At 35.0% G+C, this 12,979-nt stretch carries 28 protein-coding genes; 3 read left to right on the forward strand and 25 right to left on the reverse strand.

Features of this window, described 5'->3' with window-relative positions:
* Positions 1–212 precede the first annotated feature (212 nt).
* The 23 genes from CS937_RS04615 to CS937_RS04710 form a co-directional block, all read right to left on the reverse strand.
* Positions 213–611, reverse strand: a complete 399-nt coding sequence (locus CS937_RS04615) for a VOC family protein (RefSeq protein WP_099157287.1) — start codon at positions 609–611, stop codon at positions 213–215.
* 166 nt (positions 612–777) lie between these two features.
* Positions 778–1,320 (reverse strand): site-specific integrase, encoded by a 543-nt coding sequence (locus CS937_RS04620; RefSeq protein ID WP_099157288.1) that lies wholly within the window; start codon positions 1,318–1,320, stop codon positions 778–780.
* Positions 1,317–1,766: an ArpU family phage packaging/lysis transcriptional regulator gene (locus tag CS937_RS04625; protein ID WP_245835694.1), complete on the reverse strand. Its 450-nt coding sequence runs from the start codon at positions 1,764–1,766 to the stop codon at positions 1,317–1,319. The genes CS937_RS04620 and CS937_RS04625 overlap by 4 nt, the downstream gene beginning before the upstream one ends.
* 111 nt (positions 1,767–1,877) lie before the next feature.
* On the reverse strand, positions 1,878–2,033 hold the full coding sequence (locus CS937_RS19365) for a hypothetical protein (protein ID WP_176555751.1): 156 nt from the start codon (positions 2,031–2,033) through the stop codon (positions 1,878–1,880).
* A complete protein-coding gene (locus CS937_RS04630) occupies positions 2,030–2,215 on the reverse strand; it encodes a DUF3954 domain-containing protein (RefSeq protein ID WP_099157289.1) in 186 nt (61 codons plus the stop codon). Before CS937_RS04630 ends, CS937_RS19365 begins: the two co-directional genes overlap by 4 nt.
* 17 nt (positions 2,216–2,232) lie before the next feature.
* Complete coding sequence (locus tag CS937_RS04635) at positions 2,233–2,547, reverse strand: hypothetical protein (protein WP_099157290.1); 315 nt, start codon at positions 2,545–2,547, stop codon at positions 2,233–2,235.
* Positions 2,548–2,643: 96 nt separating this feature from the next.
* Entirely contained in the window at positions 2,644–3,024 is a 381-nt protein-coding gene (locus tag CS937_RS04640; protein ID WP_099157291.1) for a YopX family protein, read from the reverse strand.
* A 105-nt stretch (positions 3,025–3,129) separates the two neighbouring features.
* The gene (locus CS937_RS04645) at positions 3,130–3,507 is read right to left on the reverse strand and encodes a RusA family crossover junction endodeoxyribonuclease (protein ID WP_099157292.1); all 378 of its coding nucleotides are present in this window, start codon (positions 3,505–3,507) and stop codon (positions 3,130–3,132) included.
* A complete protein-coding gene (locus tag CS937_RS04650) occupies positions 3,500–3,703 on the reverse strand; it encodes a hypothetical protein (protein WP_099157293.1) in 204 nt (67 codons plus the stop codon). Before CS937_RS04650 ends, CS937_RS04645 begins: the two co-directional genes overlap by 8 nt.
* A complete protein-coding gene (locus CS937_RS04655; protein ID WP_099157294.1) occupies positions 3,700–4,008 on the reverse strand; it encodes a MazG nucleotide pyrophosphohydrolase domain-containing protein in 309 nt (102 codons plus the stop codon). Before CS937_RS04655 ends, CS937_RS04650 begins: the two co-directional genes overlap by 4 nt.
* Positions 4,005–4,388: a hypothetical protein gene (locus tag CS937_RS04660; protein WP_141554326.1), complete on the reverse strand. Its 384-nt coding sequence runs from the start codon at positions 4,386–4,388 to the stop codon at positions 4,005–4,007. Before CS937_RS04660 ends, CS937_RS04655 begins: the two co-directional genes overlap by 4 nt.
* Positions 4,389–4,444: 56 nt before the next feature.
* Positions 4,445–5,221, reverse strand: coding sequence for a hypothetical protein (locus CS937_RS04665; RefSeq protein WP_099157789.1), 777 nt, complete (start codon positions 5,219–5,221; stop codon positions 4,445–4,447).
* Positions 5,222–5,458: 237 nt separating this feature from the next.
* Positions 5,459–5,731 (reverse strand): hypothetical protein, encoded by a 273-nt coding sequence (locus tag CS937_RS04670; RefSeq protein ID WP_099157296.1) that lies wholly within the window; start codon positions 5,729–5,731, stop codon positions 5,459–5,461.
* The gene (locus tag CS937_RS04675) at positions 5,685–6,023 is read right to left on the reverse strand and encodes a hypothetical protein (RefSeq protein WP_099157297.1); all 339 of its coding nucleotides are present in this window, start codon (positions 6,021–6,023) and stop codon (positions 5,685–5,687) included. The genes CS937_RS04670 and CS937_RS04675 overlap by 47 nt, the downstream gene beginning before the upstream one ends.
* Positions 6,020–6,187, reverse strand: a complete 168-nt coding sequence (locus CS937_RS19370; protein WP_176555752.1) for a hypothetical protein — start codon at positions 6,185–6,187, stop codon at positions 6,020–6,022. The genes CS937_RS04675 and CS937_RS19370 overlap by 4 nt, the downstream gene beginning before the upstream one ends.
* A gap of 1 nt (position 6,188) precedes the next feature.
* Positions 6,189–7,001, reverse strand: a complete 813-nt coding sequence (locus CS937_RS04680; protein ID WP_099157298.1) for an ATP-binding protein — start codon at positions 6,999–7,001, stop codon at positions 6,189–6,191.
* Between the two features lie 12 nt (positions 7,002–7,013).
* Positions 7,014–7,838 carry a hypothetical protein gene (locus CS937_RS04685; protein ID WP_099157299.1) on the reverse strand — a complete coding sequence of 275 codons (825 nt, stop codon included), beginning with the start codon at positions 7,836–7,838 and terminating at the stop codon, positions 7,014–7,016.
* Complete coding sequence (locus CS937_RS04690; RefSeq protein ID WP_099157300.1) at positions 7,835–8,020, reverse strand: hypothetical protein; 186 nt, start codon at positions 8,018–8,020, stop codon at positions 7,835–7,837. The genes CS937_RS04685 and CS937_RS04690 overlap by 4 nt, the downstream gene beginning before the upstream one ends.
* A gap of 240 nt (positions 8,021–8,260) precedes the next feature.
* Positions 8,261–8,527, reverse strand: a complete 267-nt coding sequence (locus tag CS937_RS04695) for a hypothetical protein (protein ID WP_099157301.1) — start codon at positions 8,525–8,527, stop codon at positions 8,261–8,263.
* 13 nt (positions 8,528–8,540) lie between these two features.
* Entirely contained in the window at positions 8,541–9,194 is a 654-nt protein-coding gene (locus CS937_RS04700; protein WP_099157302.1) for a Rha family transcriptional regulator, read from the reverse strand.
* 20 nt (positions 9,195–9,214) lie between these two features.
* Positions 9,215–9,394, reverse strand: a complete 180-nt coding sequence (locus CS937_RS04705) for a hypothetical protein (RefSeq protein ID WP_099157303.1) — start codon at positions 9,392–9,394, stop codon at positions 9,215–9,217.
* A gap of 156 nt (positions 9,395–9,550) precedes the next feature.
* Complete coding sequence (locus tag CS937_RS19795) at positions 9,551–9,676, reverse strand: hypothetical protein (RefSeq protein ID WP_281251872.1); 126 nt, start codon at positions 9,674–9,676, stop codon at positions 9,551–9,553.
* A gap of 51 nt (positions 9,677–9,727) precedes the next feature.
* Positions 9,728–9,937 carry a helix-turn-helix transcriptional regulator gene (locus CS937_RS04710; RefSeq protein WP_099157304.1) on the reverse strand — a complete coding sequence of 70 codons (210 nt, stop codon included), beginning with the start codon at positions 9,935–9,937 and terminating at the stop codon, positions 9,728–9,730.
* A gap of 170 nt (positions 9,938–10,107) precedes the next feature.
* Here CS937_RS04710 and CS937_RS04715 point away from each other — a divergent pair, with 170 nt between their 5' ends.
* The 3 genes from CS937_RS04715 (at position 10,108) to CS937_RS04725 (ending at position 12,427) form a co-directional block, all read left to right on the forward strand.
* The gene (locus CS937_RS04715) at positions 10,108–10,476 is read left to right on the forward strand and encodes a helix-turn-helix domain-containing protein (protein WP_099157305.1); all 369 of its coding nucleotides are present in this window, start codon (positions 10,108–10,110) and stop codon (positions 10,474–10,476) included.
* 108 nt (positions 10,477–10,584) lie between these two features.
* Positions 10,585–10,809 (forward strand): helix-turn-helix transcriptional regulator, encoded by a 225-nt coding sequence (locus CS937_RS04720; protein ID WP_099157306.1) that lies wholly within the window; start codon positions 10,585–10,587, stop codon positions 10,807–10,809.
* A gap of 184 nt (positions 10,810–10,993) precedes the next feature.
* The gene (locus CS937_RS04725; RefSeq protein ID WP_099157307.1) at positions 10,994–12,427 is read left to right on the forward strand and encodes a recombinase family protein; all 1,434 of its coding nucleotides are present in this window, start codon (positions 10,994–10,996) and stop codon (positions 12,425–12,427) included.
* Positions 12,428–12,439: 12 nt separating this feature from the next.
* On the opposite strand, the gene CS937_RS04730 is transcribed toward CS937_RS04725, so the two are convergent.
* Together CS937_RS04730 and CS937_RS19375 are read right to left on the reverse strand one after the other, a co-directional pair.
* Positions 12,440–12,631 (reverse strand): competence protein ComK, encoded by a 192-nt coding sequence (locus CS937_RS04730; RefSeq protein WP_245835695.1) that lies wholly within the window; start codon positions 12,629–12,631, stop codon positions 12,440–12,442.
* Positions 12,632–12,766: 135 nt separating this feature from the next.
* Positions 12,767–12,913 carry a hypothetical protein gene (locus CS937_RS19375; RefSeq protein WP_176555753.1) on the reverse strand — a complete coding sequence of 49 codons (147 nt, stop codon included), beginning with the start codon at positions 12,911–12,913 and terminating at the stop codon, positions 12,767–12,769.
* Positions 12,914–12,979 lie beyond the last annotated feature (66 nt).

The raw sequence follows: 12,979 nt of genomic DNA on the forward strand, positions 1-12,979 counted from the left end.
TATCTTATATTGTGTTGAATCTATATAACTCTGAAATCCCTTGATATATATAATTCTATCATAACTATCTAAAATGAGTTACACATTGTTTATTTATGGATAATTAATGAGTTTATAAACGCCTACAAAATATTTCAAACGATTTTTAACAAAGAAAAGACGATCAAATTAATGATCGCCTTGTTTAACTCTTGCACCATTTACTTCAATAACTATTCAGAAGCTACAAGTTCTACTTTTATCCTATCTGGGTCTTCAAAATAAACGGCATAATAATCATTCCCCCCAGCAAATGGGTGTTTATCTAAGTAGAGAATATTGACTTCCCTTTCTTTCAATTTGTTCGTCAACTCGTCTACTTGTTGACGTGATGATGCGTGAAATGCTAGATGATTAAGCCCTACTCTACATCTATGATATGGAGGGTCCTGAAACCTATCTTCTGCTTGAACAAAAACGATGTAAGTGTCACTCAATTTCCAACTGTGACCACTTTCCCATTCTTGAAAAGAAGTATAACCTAATTCTTCTAGGAACCATCCCCAAAATTCAACAGTTTGTTCTAAATCTGAAACATATATCTCTATGTGATGCAGTAATCCTTGTGGCATTATAAATCCCCTTTACAATCACTTAGTTCTTCTTCAACTCTTCTGCCCGTTACTTTAAGTACATTACTTCCCGTACATTACTTCACAATCTCATTTACAATTTAACATAATTGCATAAATAGGTTAGATTTGTCAAAAAAATAAACCCATCTGTTTATCGATGAGTTTATATCTTAAAGTTTTTTATAGCCTTATCTAGGATGTCCTGATTGATTCCAATATACTTTAATGTAATTGCTGGGCTAGAATGATTGAAGATCTCCTGCAGCATTGCTACGTCCTTCGTTTGCTTATAAAAGTGATACCCAAATGTCTTTCGTAAGGTATGTGTACCTATTTCATCCATGCTAACATACTCTGCAGCTTCCCTTAATATTTTATATGCCATACTTCGACCAATTGGTTTATTTATACCTTCTCTGCTTTTAAACAGAAATTCATGATCTTCCTTTCCTTCAACATATGCTTTTAATTCACGTTTTAAAGAAGGTGTCATATCAATTCGCTTCTGTTTCTTAGTCTTCATTTCCCTCAAACTAAAATAAGGTCTTTTTGTGTCACTAACACGCAATGGAAGTATATCTGATATACGTAAACCACTGTTTATCCCTACAACAAACATCATGTAGTTTCGTTCGCTCTTCTCTCTAAGGAAACGTTTAATTTCCCGTAAAATCTCCGGATCCCGAATAGGTTGTACAAAATTCAACTTACCTCACCTTCTTGCTTATAAACCTCTATACGTAGAATGAATGCAAGCTTATAAAATGCCCTAGCTTTTATTCTGTAATACTTTCGTTCACTGTAACCCAGCTCATTGTAAACCTCATAATCATATACATCATCATCTTTCAAATATCGATTTATTATAATTGAGCGTTCTTGATAATTTAATCGATTAACAGATTTTTGAATCTTCTTTAAGAACTCTTTCCGTTGTTTTTCTTGGTCCATCCGTTTAATTGCGGTTTCTTCAGTAGATGAATGGAATTGATTATTTGGTGCTGCAGGAACTAATCTAAAAGAAGATGTAACATTTGGTTCTAACTCGCTTGGATCCATTAATAAATACATTTTGTACTTATCCAATACTGATTCGACTTTATTACGAGTAGCCACCCGCTCAATCTCAGGTAAATTAAATGTCATCTGCATACCTAAACCCTTCTCTCTATTTAATAATAAAAAAGAACACAGACATAGAGTATTAAATCTTGTCTGTGTCCATCGGTTCTTCCGTAAGGACTTTTCATTGAATTTAATTACTTAGTTTATTCCGTGTCTTTCTTTTAATTTATCAACTTCATTTGTAATTTTCACGAGTAAGTGTCTCTCTTCGGATAGTTCTTTTGAAGTTGCGGTAGGTCTCCTAATATAATGTTGTAAGGAATGTTTTGTAATTTGTAATTCCTTGTACTTCATATGAATTCCTGTCCTTCTATTCTTATTCGTTGGCTACGATCAACGTCTAATACTTGTCCGTTTTTCCAAATGATGATGTCCTGACCATGATCCTTAGCTATAACTTTAGTAAGCTGACATCCTTTAACCACATATACTGCATTTTCATTTAGATTAATCTCAGCCTTCATTTCAACTGCCATATGCTGACCCCCAAAGGTTAGTCTTGTAACGCTTTTGCTTTTTGCTTTAGTGCTTTCCTTGCTAAATCATTCGGTAACTTTGCTTGTTGATGTAATTTATAATGATGTGGGCACATATCCACTTGATGACCTGCATTGTGACTACATTCATCACATAACGGTAAATCACATGTTTCATGCTTATATCCTGGTGAGTTCACTTCTTTAAATCTCTGCCAATTTCTAAAGAATATAATCCCGTTATCGTAACGGATAATATAATCACATAGTTTTGTTGCTACTCGTTTACTACATATGGCGCAAGGGTTTTCGAATACCTCTGCATCATTCACCCTCAACACCCCTTTTCTTATGCTCACTAGCGTAAATCACCAACGATAAAGCGTATAACGCTACCGCTATTGTCAATGTGATTATCGCTGCTTGAATCATTGTGAATCACCTTCCAGTAGTTCAGGATTATCGTATATGTTGCCGATTACTTCACAATTATTTGCTGACCAATGATGACCGCTATCTGTGAAAGGATGCATTGCAGCGAATCCTGCAATCGTATAATATTTCACTTCTTCGTGTCTCGGAGTTCCACCATATTGATTAACATTTACAATATCCCCCTCATAAATCTCTTTACCGTTCTTGTCTTTTAAACCTGTGAATTGACCGACTGATTCATCAATGACAACAACAGGTAAGTTATCTGTTAATATCGTGCATCCTAAATTATCTTCATTTGGTTGTTCTGATAAGAAGCCATAAAACCATGTTTTTAAATCTGGAGCATATCCTCTAAACTTAATATCTCTCATCCTTCACCCTCCTAAAATACAATTTAAAGCCAATCTGAGCGTTTTTAATCCTGCTGACTATAAAACTATTAAATTATGTATAAAACGCTCAATTCGGCTACGTATTTAATTCATTTTGCTATGTCTTGCTGAATCTAACTCATATACTTCAACCTCTGCTCGTTCTTCACTTTCATCACAAGCAAATATCCTCGACTTCATTTCCTTAATCTGCCTATCATCCTTATAAACTATCTTGTTGAGTGAATCGGTAACACCTTTAAAAAAATTGTCGATATCTCCGTGTTTATTTCCACAAATATATAGCGTAATATTTACTCCAACAGCTTCGTTGGTTGGTTCTCCCTGCATGTGCGACCGTGCAATCCAACCGACTTGCTTCTTGTACATCAGATACCGTTTAGCGTATTTATTCTTGTACATGCTCTTTTGTGTCATCCTTACAGCTGGTACGGGGCGACCTGGTATGGTGAACTCAATCATCGCTTTCACATCCCATCAACATCCCTTGCCTACACTTTGCATTGATATGCGTATGCTCCAGTACAAACAGGCTCACATCCTCAATGCTTCTACCATCTGCTGTATGTGCAACATCCATTCGGTACAGAGCGTTCTTTAATTCTGTAATTCTATCGTTTACTGCTCGTTGCCTTTGTTTTTCGGTGATGTCGTTCAATTTAAATCACTTTCCTTTACAAAACTTCCGTTTACCATTTCGCCTTTTCTGTCACTAATCTCACCATAAGCAGCAGCAATACATGCTTGTAAATCTAAATCCAACCGCATAGATAAAATGGTTAATACCACATATACATCGCCCACTGAATCAATCACTTGGTCTCTGTTCGCCTTCGCAAGACCTTGTGCTAGTTCGCCAACTTCTTCCATGAGTTTTAGCATTTGTTTTTCTGGTTGCGCTTCGTCTAGTTCTTTTTCGATTGCCCAAGCTTGGATATTTTCTGTTAATTTATTCAGATTCATTTGTCATCACCATCCTCAACGGTCCATTTGCCTTCAAATAGTTCATCCCATATTGTTCCCGTTAAAAGAACGCCGCTTTGTTTACCGTATATATGATCATGTTCACCATTCGGATAAATAACTTTTACTTTTTTCCCTTCCTTCAACGCCTTCATAGCATCTTCAAAAGATACATAGTTTGGCAGGATGGTCCACTTGTGACCAACAATCATTCCATCAAGTGTAACTTCTCGAAAACCACTAACGTCTCCGTCTTCAGTGCAAAACTTATGAATTGACGATGTAACTTTTTTTATATGCAAATCACTATTTTTCCTCTTTGCAACTTCCCCAACCTTCAATTTATCTATCATTTGTCCTGTAGTTAGCCATTCACTCACGTATAAACTCCCCTTTCTTAATTGATCTATCATTGAATCACCTTCTTTGCCGCTAACTATTCCTCTACAAAACACCCACATCCGCCAATATCGAACATATCAATTTGTTCTGGTTGACTTTCATATTCTTCTCTTAATTGTTTTAATGTCAGTATTTGTTTTTGTCCTTTTTTTGTTCTGGTTAATATTGAAATGTCGTTCCGTTCTAAGAATTTAAGCATTTCCTGTTCTTTTTCTTCATGGTATTTGTAACGGTCTGGCATTTCTTTAAGCAGATTTATAAAGTGCCCTTGTCCTGCTCTTACACAAAATCCTCCGCAATTATTATGTGAAAATCCTTTGTTATAAAGCCTAGGAATAGCTATGCTCCTGCTTTCTAAATCCTTGATAATGTCCACTTTATTTACGTATGGCTCTTCACACATCGGAAACTCTACTTGATATGGCGCCCAATTCCTTATAGGTGACTTTCTGCGGTGTTCTTCTGTAAAGTCGATACCTAAATACAAAATACATTCATCTGGCTTGTAATTGGCTTCAACCCATTCCCTGGACTTATCTTGTTTCAGTATGTGACTACATTTCGCTATCCTAGAATTACCCAAGAACCTTGTATCTTTGAACACCTGCCATACGTCACGACCATCTGCTAAACGTGTAATATCAATACCAAAGTCTTTTTCCGTATCTTCCAAGAACCTATACAAGTCCTCATCTTCTATTAGCGTATCGGTAAATAAGAGGATTACATTTTCTTTTCCGTATCTCTGAATAACCCTGTTAGCAGTTGCCCAGCTACCTAACCCACCGGAATAAAATACAATATGCTTCACTTTCTCATCCTCTCCATTCACGTCACATTTCCGTTCTAACATTCACCTATCAATCACCCACAATACCGCACCTATTCCAAGTACGAACAGTAATCCTAGCCATTCCATTACATTCGCTTGCTTTCTTTTCCGGCATCCTGTTCTTCACGCAAAAACTTCCGAAAACATTCCTCACACAAGTAATTACTCCAATGAGTTGCGACAGCACTTTTACATTCAACACAAGTTTTCATCAAATCACCATCCGTTTATGATTTTGACAACCTTCTGCAATTTCTCGGATGCACGTTCATCACGTTTCATGCTATTTAATTGCGCTCTTAACTTCCCGTTTTCGATTTCTAGTTGCTTTAATTCACTTTTATTAGTTTCTTGATTTTCTAAAGTTTCGATTCTAGCTTCTGCATAACGGTACTTATCTCGCCATTTCTTAGCAATAGCTCTTGATTCTTTTAACTGTTCTTCAAGTTTGTACATTTTTCTTTGAATTGTTTGTATTGGATCTACCATTCTTCAACTGCTCCTTTCCAGGAACTAATAATGTGCTACTTTCCATAAAGGCTCGTCCTATGTTTGATACCTTCCCATCCATCTGCGCTTCATAGAGTGTGAAAAATACTTCGTGCGGGTTTCTTCTAACGGTTTTAGCAATATAAATTAAACTTTTACGCTGATTCCAGAGATCGATGATTTTATTTTCTTGCCATTCTGGAAGTCCGAATTCGATATCCTTATCTTCAAATAAGATTCTGCTCTTACCTTTCGGCAGATTCGGCATCCTGGTTGCGGTTAGGGTGTTCATGCTGTATCATACTTTCGTAAGTAAGCCTGCGTTTGTTCAGCGTTAGGCACCGCCTTATCCTGGACAGCACTTTTATGGTCGTTCCATTCCAGCCATTTGCGTTCCGTTTCTGCTTGGCTGTCCTTTGGATCGAATAGCATTACTGATTTCATACCTTGCCACATACTAGAATCCCCTCCTTCGGTAATCCTTGCCAACCATTTTTATAATTTCAGTACCGTCTAAAATCCTAGATAGGTTTCTTTCGTTCATTTTTTCCCCTAGCCGATCGCTATTTAGATTTGTAGTAAAAATAGTTGATTTGCCAGAACGATTATCTAAGACTTCAAATAACTTTGTATGTGTCCAGTTATCATTATCAGTTTTGTTATTGGTGTATTCCGTTCCCAAATCATCCAAAACGAAAAGATCAACCCTTTCGATCAAATCCAAAATGTCACTTTCACTAAATCTACTTGCAGCATTGTAAGTTTGCTTTATTTTTGTTAGAAGTTTAGGTACCGATAAAAATAAACAAGTAAACCCTTTTTCCATCAAGTCTTTCGTGATGGCTACTGCTAAATGACTTTTTCCGGTTCCGTAATTGCCAACCAGTAATAGATTACTAGATTCGTCTTTGTCAAATTCCTTTGTGTACTGCATAAGCCTGCTTTTAACTTGTCGCAAATCCTCATTCGGAGGAATATAATTTGTAAAGGTTGCTTTCTGTAATGATTTGTTTATTAGTGAGTTGTTATCAAACTGTTGTTGAATTTTTCTTAATTTAGCTTGGTCACGCTGCCTAAGTGCCTGTTCAACAAGTCGAATGTCTTCACACTTGCAACCAATATCCGCAATGATGGTCTCTCCTTTTCGCGGACCCATCGGTATAACCATTTCTTTTTTCTCAACACTTCTACCGCAACCTTCACAAGTGTATGTACCCAGTAGTTTTTGTCTTGGTTGAAGCATTTCCCCAACGTCTTTAATACTTTGCATTGAACAAACCTCCTAAAAACCGTAATTGTATTTTTTATTTTTTTGAATTGGTGTGACATTGGAAGGTTTTGATTGCTTAACCTTCATGATCAATGAATCAAATCGTTTTCTGAGTTTAGCTGGAGATAGAACATTCACCATTTCAAAGTCATCCTGCTGCACCCATCTCATTAAATATCTGATTTGTTCTTCTGTACGCTTGTCCAGCTCAATCATTTTTCTAATATCATCAGCCCACGCTTGTATGTTCGGCTTTTTATGTTGTGGATTATTAATTTTGATCTGTTCAAAAAAGTAAACTGCCAACTGAAAATAAATAGATGTGTCGTCGTAAACTCGTTTGCGACTATTCTTTTTATTATTATTTTCATTCTTAGCATTCTTAGCATTCTTAGCATTCTTAGCATTCTTAGCATTCTTGTTTTTGTTCACCGAACGTTCACCGAACGTTCTCTGTTCGTTTTCGGTTCCGTTCACAGTTTCGTTATTTGTTTCTTGCAAGTCTTGATATTTAGCGTAATTCAGTACTGTGAATAGCGTTCCTTGTTCCGTTTCCATTTTGGACACTCTTTCGGTATTAATTAACTTATCTACACACTTTTTAATGGTGTTGGTGGAATACTTTTTTGTACCTCTTCCTTCCTTGTAAGAAAGGTCATCCGCAAGCTTTCTGTATGAACGAAGATATTGTCCTTTCTTTAATTCAATTCCGGATATCTTTATTCCATCCTGGTGTGTGGCTTTACCAATCAACAATATAAAGAGGCGAAAAGTGGTTACATCATTCCATATGTCCGAATCAAATATTTCCCTATAAACTTTAAACCAGGTTTTCACGATTTCACCCCTTCACTTCTTAAATCAATGCGTTCACATATTGCAAATTCATTTTCTATATAAATTAGGACATAATTCGGATAACGTTGCATATACTGTAGTACAAGCTTATTTAATTCCTGTTCGTTCGTTGATTGTGTGAAAATCCACTTTGGAAGTAATACACGATGTTTATTCAACATGTTATTAGATCTCCTCCCTTATGCCCTTACATTTGCCACATTACACTTTATAAGCTACAATAAAGCTATTCATTTAACATATTCATCCAAGTATGTTAAATTCCATTAATTAGTGTATTTAGCTTGAGACCTTGTGTTGTAGCACGTGGTCTATTTTTTTTAAAATAAAATCAAAATTATTGGTAACACTATCAAAACTGACCCTGCTAGATTGATAGAGAAATCTTTTTGATCGTACACTCACCACGTCCTCCCTCCTGAAGTGATTAAACCGTATAACAAAAACCCTGTAACAATAGCAGCTGATGCGTAAATCTTTATAACGTGAAATTTACTACTCTCTTGTTCTTCAGGCTTCTTAGACCCTTCAAGCTGAATTAATGAACGTCTTGCATTTTCAAGATAAACAAAAGCTTTTGAATAATTCGACTTGTCAAATTGCGCTTTTGCCTGCTTAGAGCAATATTCATAACAGCGTGATTCATCAACAACTTGTTTTTGATTCAATTCTTATGCCCCCTCAAGAAACTTTTTTAGGAATCCAATTTTCAATGTAGTTAATCGCAGTTTGCATGTCCTTACGTTTTATATCCTTGTATGATGAAACTCCAAATCTATCTTTGATTTCGCGGTGCAATTCAGAAAACAAACTTTTACGATATTCTTTATCACTAGTTAAGCTATATACTTTACTTCCAACTGCTCTTTGTAATCTACGTTGTTCGCCATGATAAAGCGTGATTTGTTCCTCGACTTTTGCCTCTAAATCAGACAATCTAGTATCCATCCTCTCTTGCTTTTCAGCAGTTTCTAATGTTAACCGCATACTTTCCATTCGTTGTTCTCTATCGCTAAGTATTTTTGTCCCCCTTAACTGCTGGTGCATATGATTAAATTCATTGATGTATTGCTCTTTAAATTGCATTGCATTCATGCCGGAATAACCCATTACTAGAAGAGTGAATCCTTGTTCTGAGATAATATATTTTTCTTGTGTACGCCCCCTAACATCCTGGTAATTAATAAGTCCAAAATTGGACCCATAAAATTCTTCACTACAATTTAGTTGGCGAATGTCACGTTTGACATGTTTATGTTCCTTGCCGAATACCTCAGCTACAGTTAAACTATCTGTCACAACTTGCTTGTCCTGAACAAAAACTAGTTTATTCATTTTTGCTTAGCCTCCTTTTGCTATTTATTTCCCACCCATTCATCAACTTGTTCTTGAACAGTTTTAAAAAATCGTTCTGTTTCATGATTAGGTGTTGCATTTTCGAAATATCCAAAAATCCTAGATAAAATGCTGTTTTTTCTATGTTGTGGAAGTTCATGCATTTGTTTAAATAGTGAATCGCGTTCTTCCTCAGTCATTTTGTTATCCACCCTTCATTTTTAATTTGCTAGTGCATTAACTTCTTATAAACCATCAATCTGTTATGTCTGTATGGATTACGTCTTTTAGATGGATGAATAGAACCGAATTGAGCAAGTTTTTTTAAATAATAAGGTATGCGATCAACACTTTTTTCAATTGGTTTTCACCTTCTTTCGCTCTTCAGCAATGATTCGCGGAACGGATGTTTTTAAGAAGAATTTGGCTATTTCTTTTAATGTTTCTTCACTAATTTTTTGTGCTGCCTTAACTGCTTCCACTTTTATTCTCCTTTCCTTAATAAAATAGGGACAAATAACCAATATTAACCCTCATAGAAACATTTTGTGTCTATTATGATTAAAAAAAATTTCATCAACAGATAATCCATAGTAATCAGCAATTTTTTTTGCTAAAGGCAATGAAGGTGTACGATCGCCTCTTTCAATTGCTCCTAACATTTGGGGTGTGATTTTAAGTTGTTTGGCGACTTCTTGGCGAGATTGTTCACCTCTACAGTTGATTAGTATTTTTCGTTCCAAATAATTTCACCTCATTTATCAGAAACGTTTTGTTTCTCGTGGTAATTATTACTATAAAGAAACGTAATGTGTCTGTCAATAGTTTTAGGAAACTTTTTGTTTCTTTGGTAGAATGGTGATGGACTAGAAACTAATTGTTTCTTATAATTAAATAGAGTAGGTGATTAGATATGTTAAATGAACGGTTAAAAGAATTAAGGAAGAAGAAAGGCATAAGCCAATATGAAGCTGCAAAAGAATTAGGTTTCTCTAGAGGTCAACTTGCTAATTATGAGCAAGGTAGTAGAGAACCTGATTATTCTACATTAGAAAAAATAGCTGACTTTTTTGATGTAAGTGTGGATTATTTACTAGGTAGATCCGACACAGAAAATTTTACTGTTAATGAAGAACAACTAATTTATGATGTGGACTCAAAAAACTTTTCTTTAAAAGAATTAACAGAGAAATACAAGCTTACCGTTGATGGTAAGCCTGCCACAAAGGAAGAAATTGAAGGTGCAATTAGCTTCATCCGCTCTCTACGCGGTTTGAAGTAGTTTCGTTTTGTTCTTGCTTAACTAATTTACTTAATAATTCCATTAAATCAACAGTAGGTTTTGACAACATGAAACAACTCCTTAGTTGGTAGTAGAGAGGGTGTCTGTTTGACTTATAAAGTCGGTAGATGCCTACTTCGAGAATTACTCTGGAATAAAGATATGACACAACAGGAACTGGCTGAGAAAATGAGTATAACGGCGCAACAAATCAATAAGTATGTACTCAATGATCGCAAAATGTCACTTCAAGTAGCTAAAAACGTTGCAACCGTTCTCAACTGTCAAATTGATGATCTTTATGAGTGGATCGAAGTGGGTAATAACGAGTAGATTGTATCTACTCACCGGCATAAATAAGTCAACTGACTTATTTTATTTATAACACGAATCACGTTACAAAATCATTACAATTTTACAATTTAGTAATAATTAATAAATTTTATGTTACAGTAATAATACCATAAATGGAACAAATGTTCTATATTAAAATCAAAAATATATAGGAGGAGCTAAAATGAAGGCTGCGATTTACATTCGAGTTTCAACAGAAGAACAAGCAAAAGAAGGTTATTCAATTTCTGCTCAAAAGCAAAAATTAAAAGCATTTTGTATTTCCCAAGGTTGGGAAGTAGCTGGCATTTACCCTGATGAAGGTATTTCGGCAAAAGATATGAATAGACCTAAATTGCAGTCAATGCTTAAAGATATTAAAAACGGTGAAATAGATTGTGTTTTAGTATATCGTCTTGATCGACTTACTAGATCTGTCCTTGATCTATACAAAATGTTAGAGATATTCGAAGAACACGATTGTAAATTCAAATCAGCTACTGAAGTCTATGATACTACTACTGCAATGGGGCGAATGTTTATAACTATTGTTGCAGCTCTTGCGCAATGGGAACGTGAAAACATGGGTGAACGTATTAGTTTTGGTTTTGCTGAAAAAGTAAGACAAGGGAAGTACGCTTTAAATTTTTCACCGATGGGATATGATCTAGATAAAGATAATAGCAAATTGGTTATCAATCCTATAGAGGCTAAAACAATAAAAGAAATATTTCGATTGTATAAAATTGGCGGGTTTAATTATGTGAGCAAGCAATTAAACAATAGAAGAATATACACAAAAGCAGGGAACCCTTGGAACGACAACACTATAATGAAAATAGTTACAAGTCCTGTTTTTTACGGTGCTACTAAATGGCGAGATATGGTTGTTGAAAATACACATGAAGGTATCATCACAAAAGGGGAATGGGAACTCGCACAACAACTAATGACAGAAAGAAGACAAGCCCCTCCTAGATCCGTTTCAAGCCGTTATATTTTTTCAGGCAAGCTCAAATGTAAAGAATGTGGTAGAACATTAACCGGATCCTATACGACTTATAAAAATAAAAAGTATTTGCAGTATCGATGTAGACATAAAAGAATTGGCCAATGCAAAGGAATAAGGAATGTGTCTGAATCTAAATTGGAAACAGCATTTGTTGAATATCTAGAACATCTTGATTTTGAAGAAGTATTTAAAGATGTAGCAGAAACTGGAGAAAAAGAGTTAAATAGCAGCCAGAGCAATAATCATGAAGTCGATATAGAATCCCTTAATAAACAACTGAAAAAAATCGAAAATCGAAAGAAGAAATGGCAGTATGCATGGACCGAAGATGTAATGTCTTATGAGGATTTTAAAAAACGGATGAATGAAGCAAAACAAGAAGAAGATGCAATTAAAGAGCAATTTGGATCAATAGTTGAGGAACCGAAAGTGGAACCGATAAATCAAGAAGAAATTATCAATGCTTTAAAAAGTGTAAAGAGAAATTGGTATGCATTAGAAATGCATGAAAAGAAAAATCTGATAAATTCACTCATAAAACAAATCCACTATTCTTACTACGGTAATACTCTAATTATTGAGGATATTATTTTTAAGCGTTCTTAGTACTTTCATTTGCTAAGAACCTTTAAGGCTGGCACCAAAAAATTTGCACGCATTATCAATAATTTTTGTTGGGATGTGTTCTACTAAAACTTCCTCTTGATCCTCAAATATACATGTACTAAAATTCCCATTTTCATCTGGCTTCGCAATGATCGCCAGTGTAAGGGGAGTAATTTCATATGATGGAGAATAAAAATCTTTCATCAGCTTATAACATCCTTTCCATGTTAAATGAAAAAGAAAGAGGCTTAAATATAATTTACCAAATTTATAGGCAGAAAGTAATATAAAAATGCAATTTTTAGAAAAAATTCACAGTTTATTCACAAATGATACTAGTTATTGCTCTAATTTTGTCGATACGTCAGTATTTTCGTGATTTTCATCACTTTTATAGTCGGTGTTTAATTGGCTTTCCACCGTATGAAAATCAGGATTCAGTATTGTATATGTGGCAAGTTCTGGATCATTATTCTTTTTTTTCATTATTAACCACCCCTTTTCTTATTAGTTTGCCAAACTAAAGCAGGGTTCATACTTTATCAATGAAAA

Source organism: Virgibacillus ndiopensis (assembly GCF_900187325.1).
GTDB lineage: Bacteria > Bacillota > Bacilli > Bacillales > Amphibacillaceae > Virgibacillus_E > Virgibacillus_E ndiopensis.

Excerpts from the sequence above, each read along its gene's own strand:
- CS937_RS04615 (WP_099157287.1), bottom strand. The coding sequence starts at position 611 with ATGCCACAAGGATTACTGCATCACATAGAGATATATGTTTCAGATTTA.
- CS937_RS04625 (WP_245835694.1), bottom strand. The coding sequence starts at position 1,766 with ATGCAGATGACATTTAATTTACCTGAGATTGAGCGGGTGGCTACTCGT.
- CS937_RS19365 (WP_176555751.1), bottom strand. The coding sequence starts at position 2,033 with ATGAAGTACAAGGAATTACAAATTACAAAACATTCCTTACAACATTAT.
- CS937_RS04630 (WP_099157289.1), bottom strand. The coding sequence starts at position 2,215 with ATGGCAGTTGAAATGAAGGCTGAGATTAATCTAAATGAAAATGCAGTA.
- CS937_RS04640 (WP_099157291.1), bottom strand. The coding sequence starts at position 3,024 with ATGAGAGATATTAAGTTTAGAGGATATGCTCCAGATTTAAAAACATGG.
- CS937_RS04645 (WP_099157292.1), bottom strand. The coding sequence starts at position 3,507 with ATGATTGAGTTCACCATACCAGGTCGCCCCGTACCAGCTGTAAGGATG.
- CS937_RS04655 (WP_099157294.1), bottom strand. The coding sequence starts at position 4,008 with ATGAATCTGAATAAATTAACAGAAAATATCCAAGCTTGGGCAATCGAA.
- CS937_RS04670 (WP_099157296.1), bottom strand. The coding sequence starts at position 5,731 with ATGGTAGATCCAATACAAACAATTCAAAGAAAAATGTACAAACTTGAA.
- CS937_RS04675 (WP_099157297.1), bottom strand. The coding sequence starts at position 6,023 with ATGAACACCCTAACCGCAACCAGGATGCCGAATCTGCCGAAAGGTAAG.
- CS937_RS19370 (WP_176555752.1), bottom strand. The coding sequence starts at position 6,187 with ATGTGGCAAGGTATGAAATCAGTAATGCTATTCGATCCAAAGGACAGC.
- CS937_RS04680 (WP_099157298.1), bottom strand. The coding sequence starts at position 7,001 with ATGCAAAGTATTAAAGACGTTGGGGAAATGCTTCAACCAAGACAAAAA.
- CS937_RS04690 (WP_099157300.1), bottom strand. The coding sequence starts at position 8,020 with ATGTTGAATAAACATCGTGTATTACTTCCAAAGTGGATTTTCACACAA.
- CS937_RS04700 (WP_099157302.1), bottom strand. The coding sequence starts at position 9,194 with ATGAATAAACTAGTTTTTGTTCAGGACAAGCAAGTTGTGACAGATAGT.
- CS937_RS04705 (WP_099157303.1), bottom strand. The coding sequence starts at position 9,394 with ATGACTGAGGAAGAACGCGATTCACTATTTAAACAAATGCATGAACTT.
- CS937_RS04715 (WP_099157305.1), top strand. The coding sequence starts at position 10,108 with ATGTTAAATGAACGGTTAAAAGAATTAAGGAAGAAGAAAGGCATAAGC.
- CS937_RS04725 (WP_099157307.1), top strand. The coding sequence starts at position 10,994 with ATGAAGGCTGCGATTTACATTCGAGTTTCAACAGAAGAACAAGCAAAA.
- CS937_RS04730 (WP_245835695.1), bottom strand. The coding sequence starts at position 12,631 with ATGAAAGATTTTTATTCTCCATCATATGAAATTACTCCCCTTACACTG.
- CS937_RS19375 (WP_176555753.1), bottom strand. The coding sequence starts at position 12,913 with ATGAAAAAAAAGAATAATGATCCAGAACTTGCCACATATACAATACTG.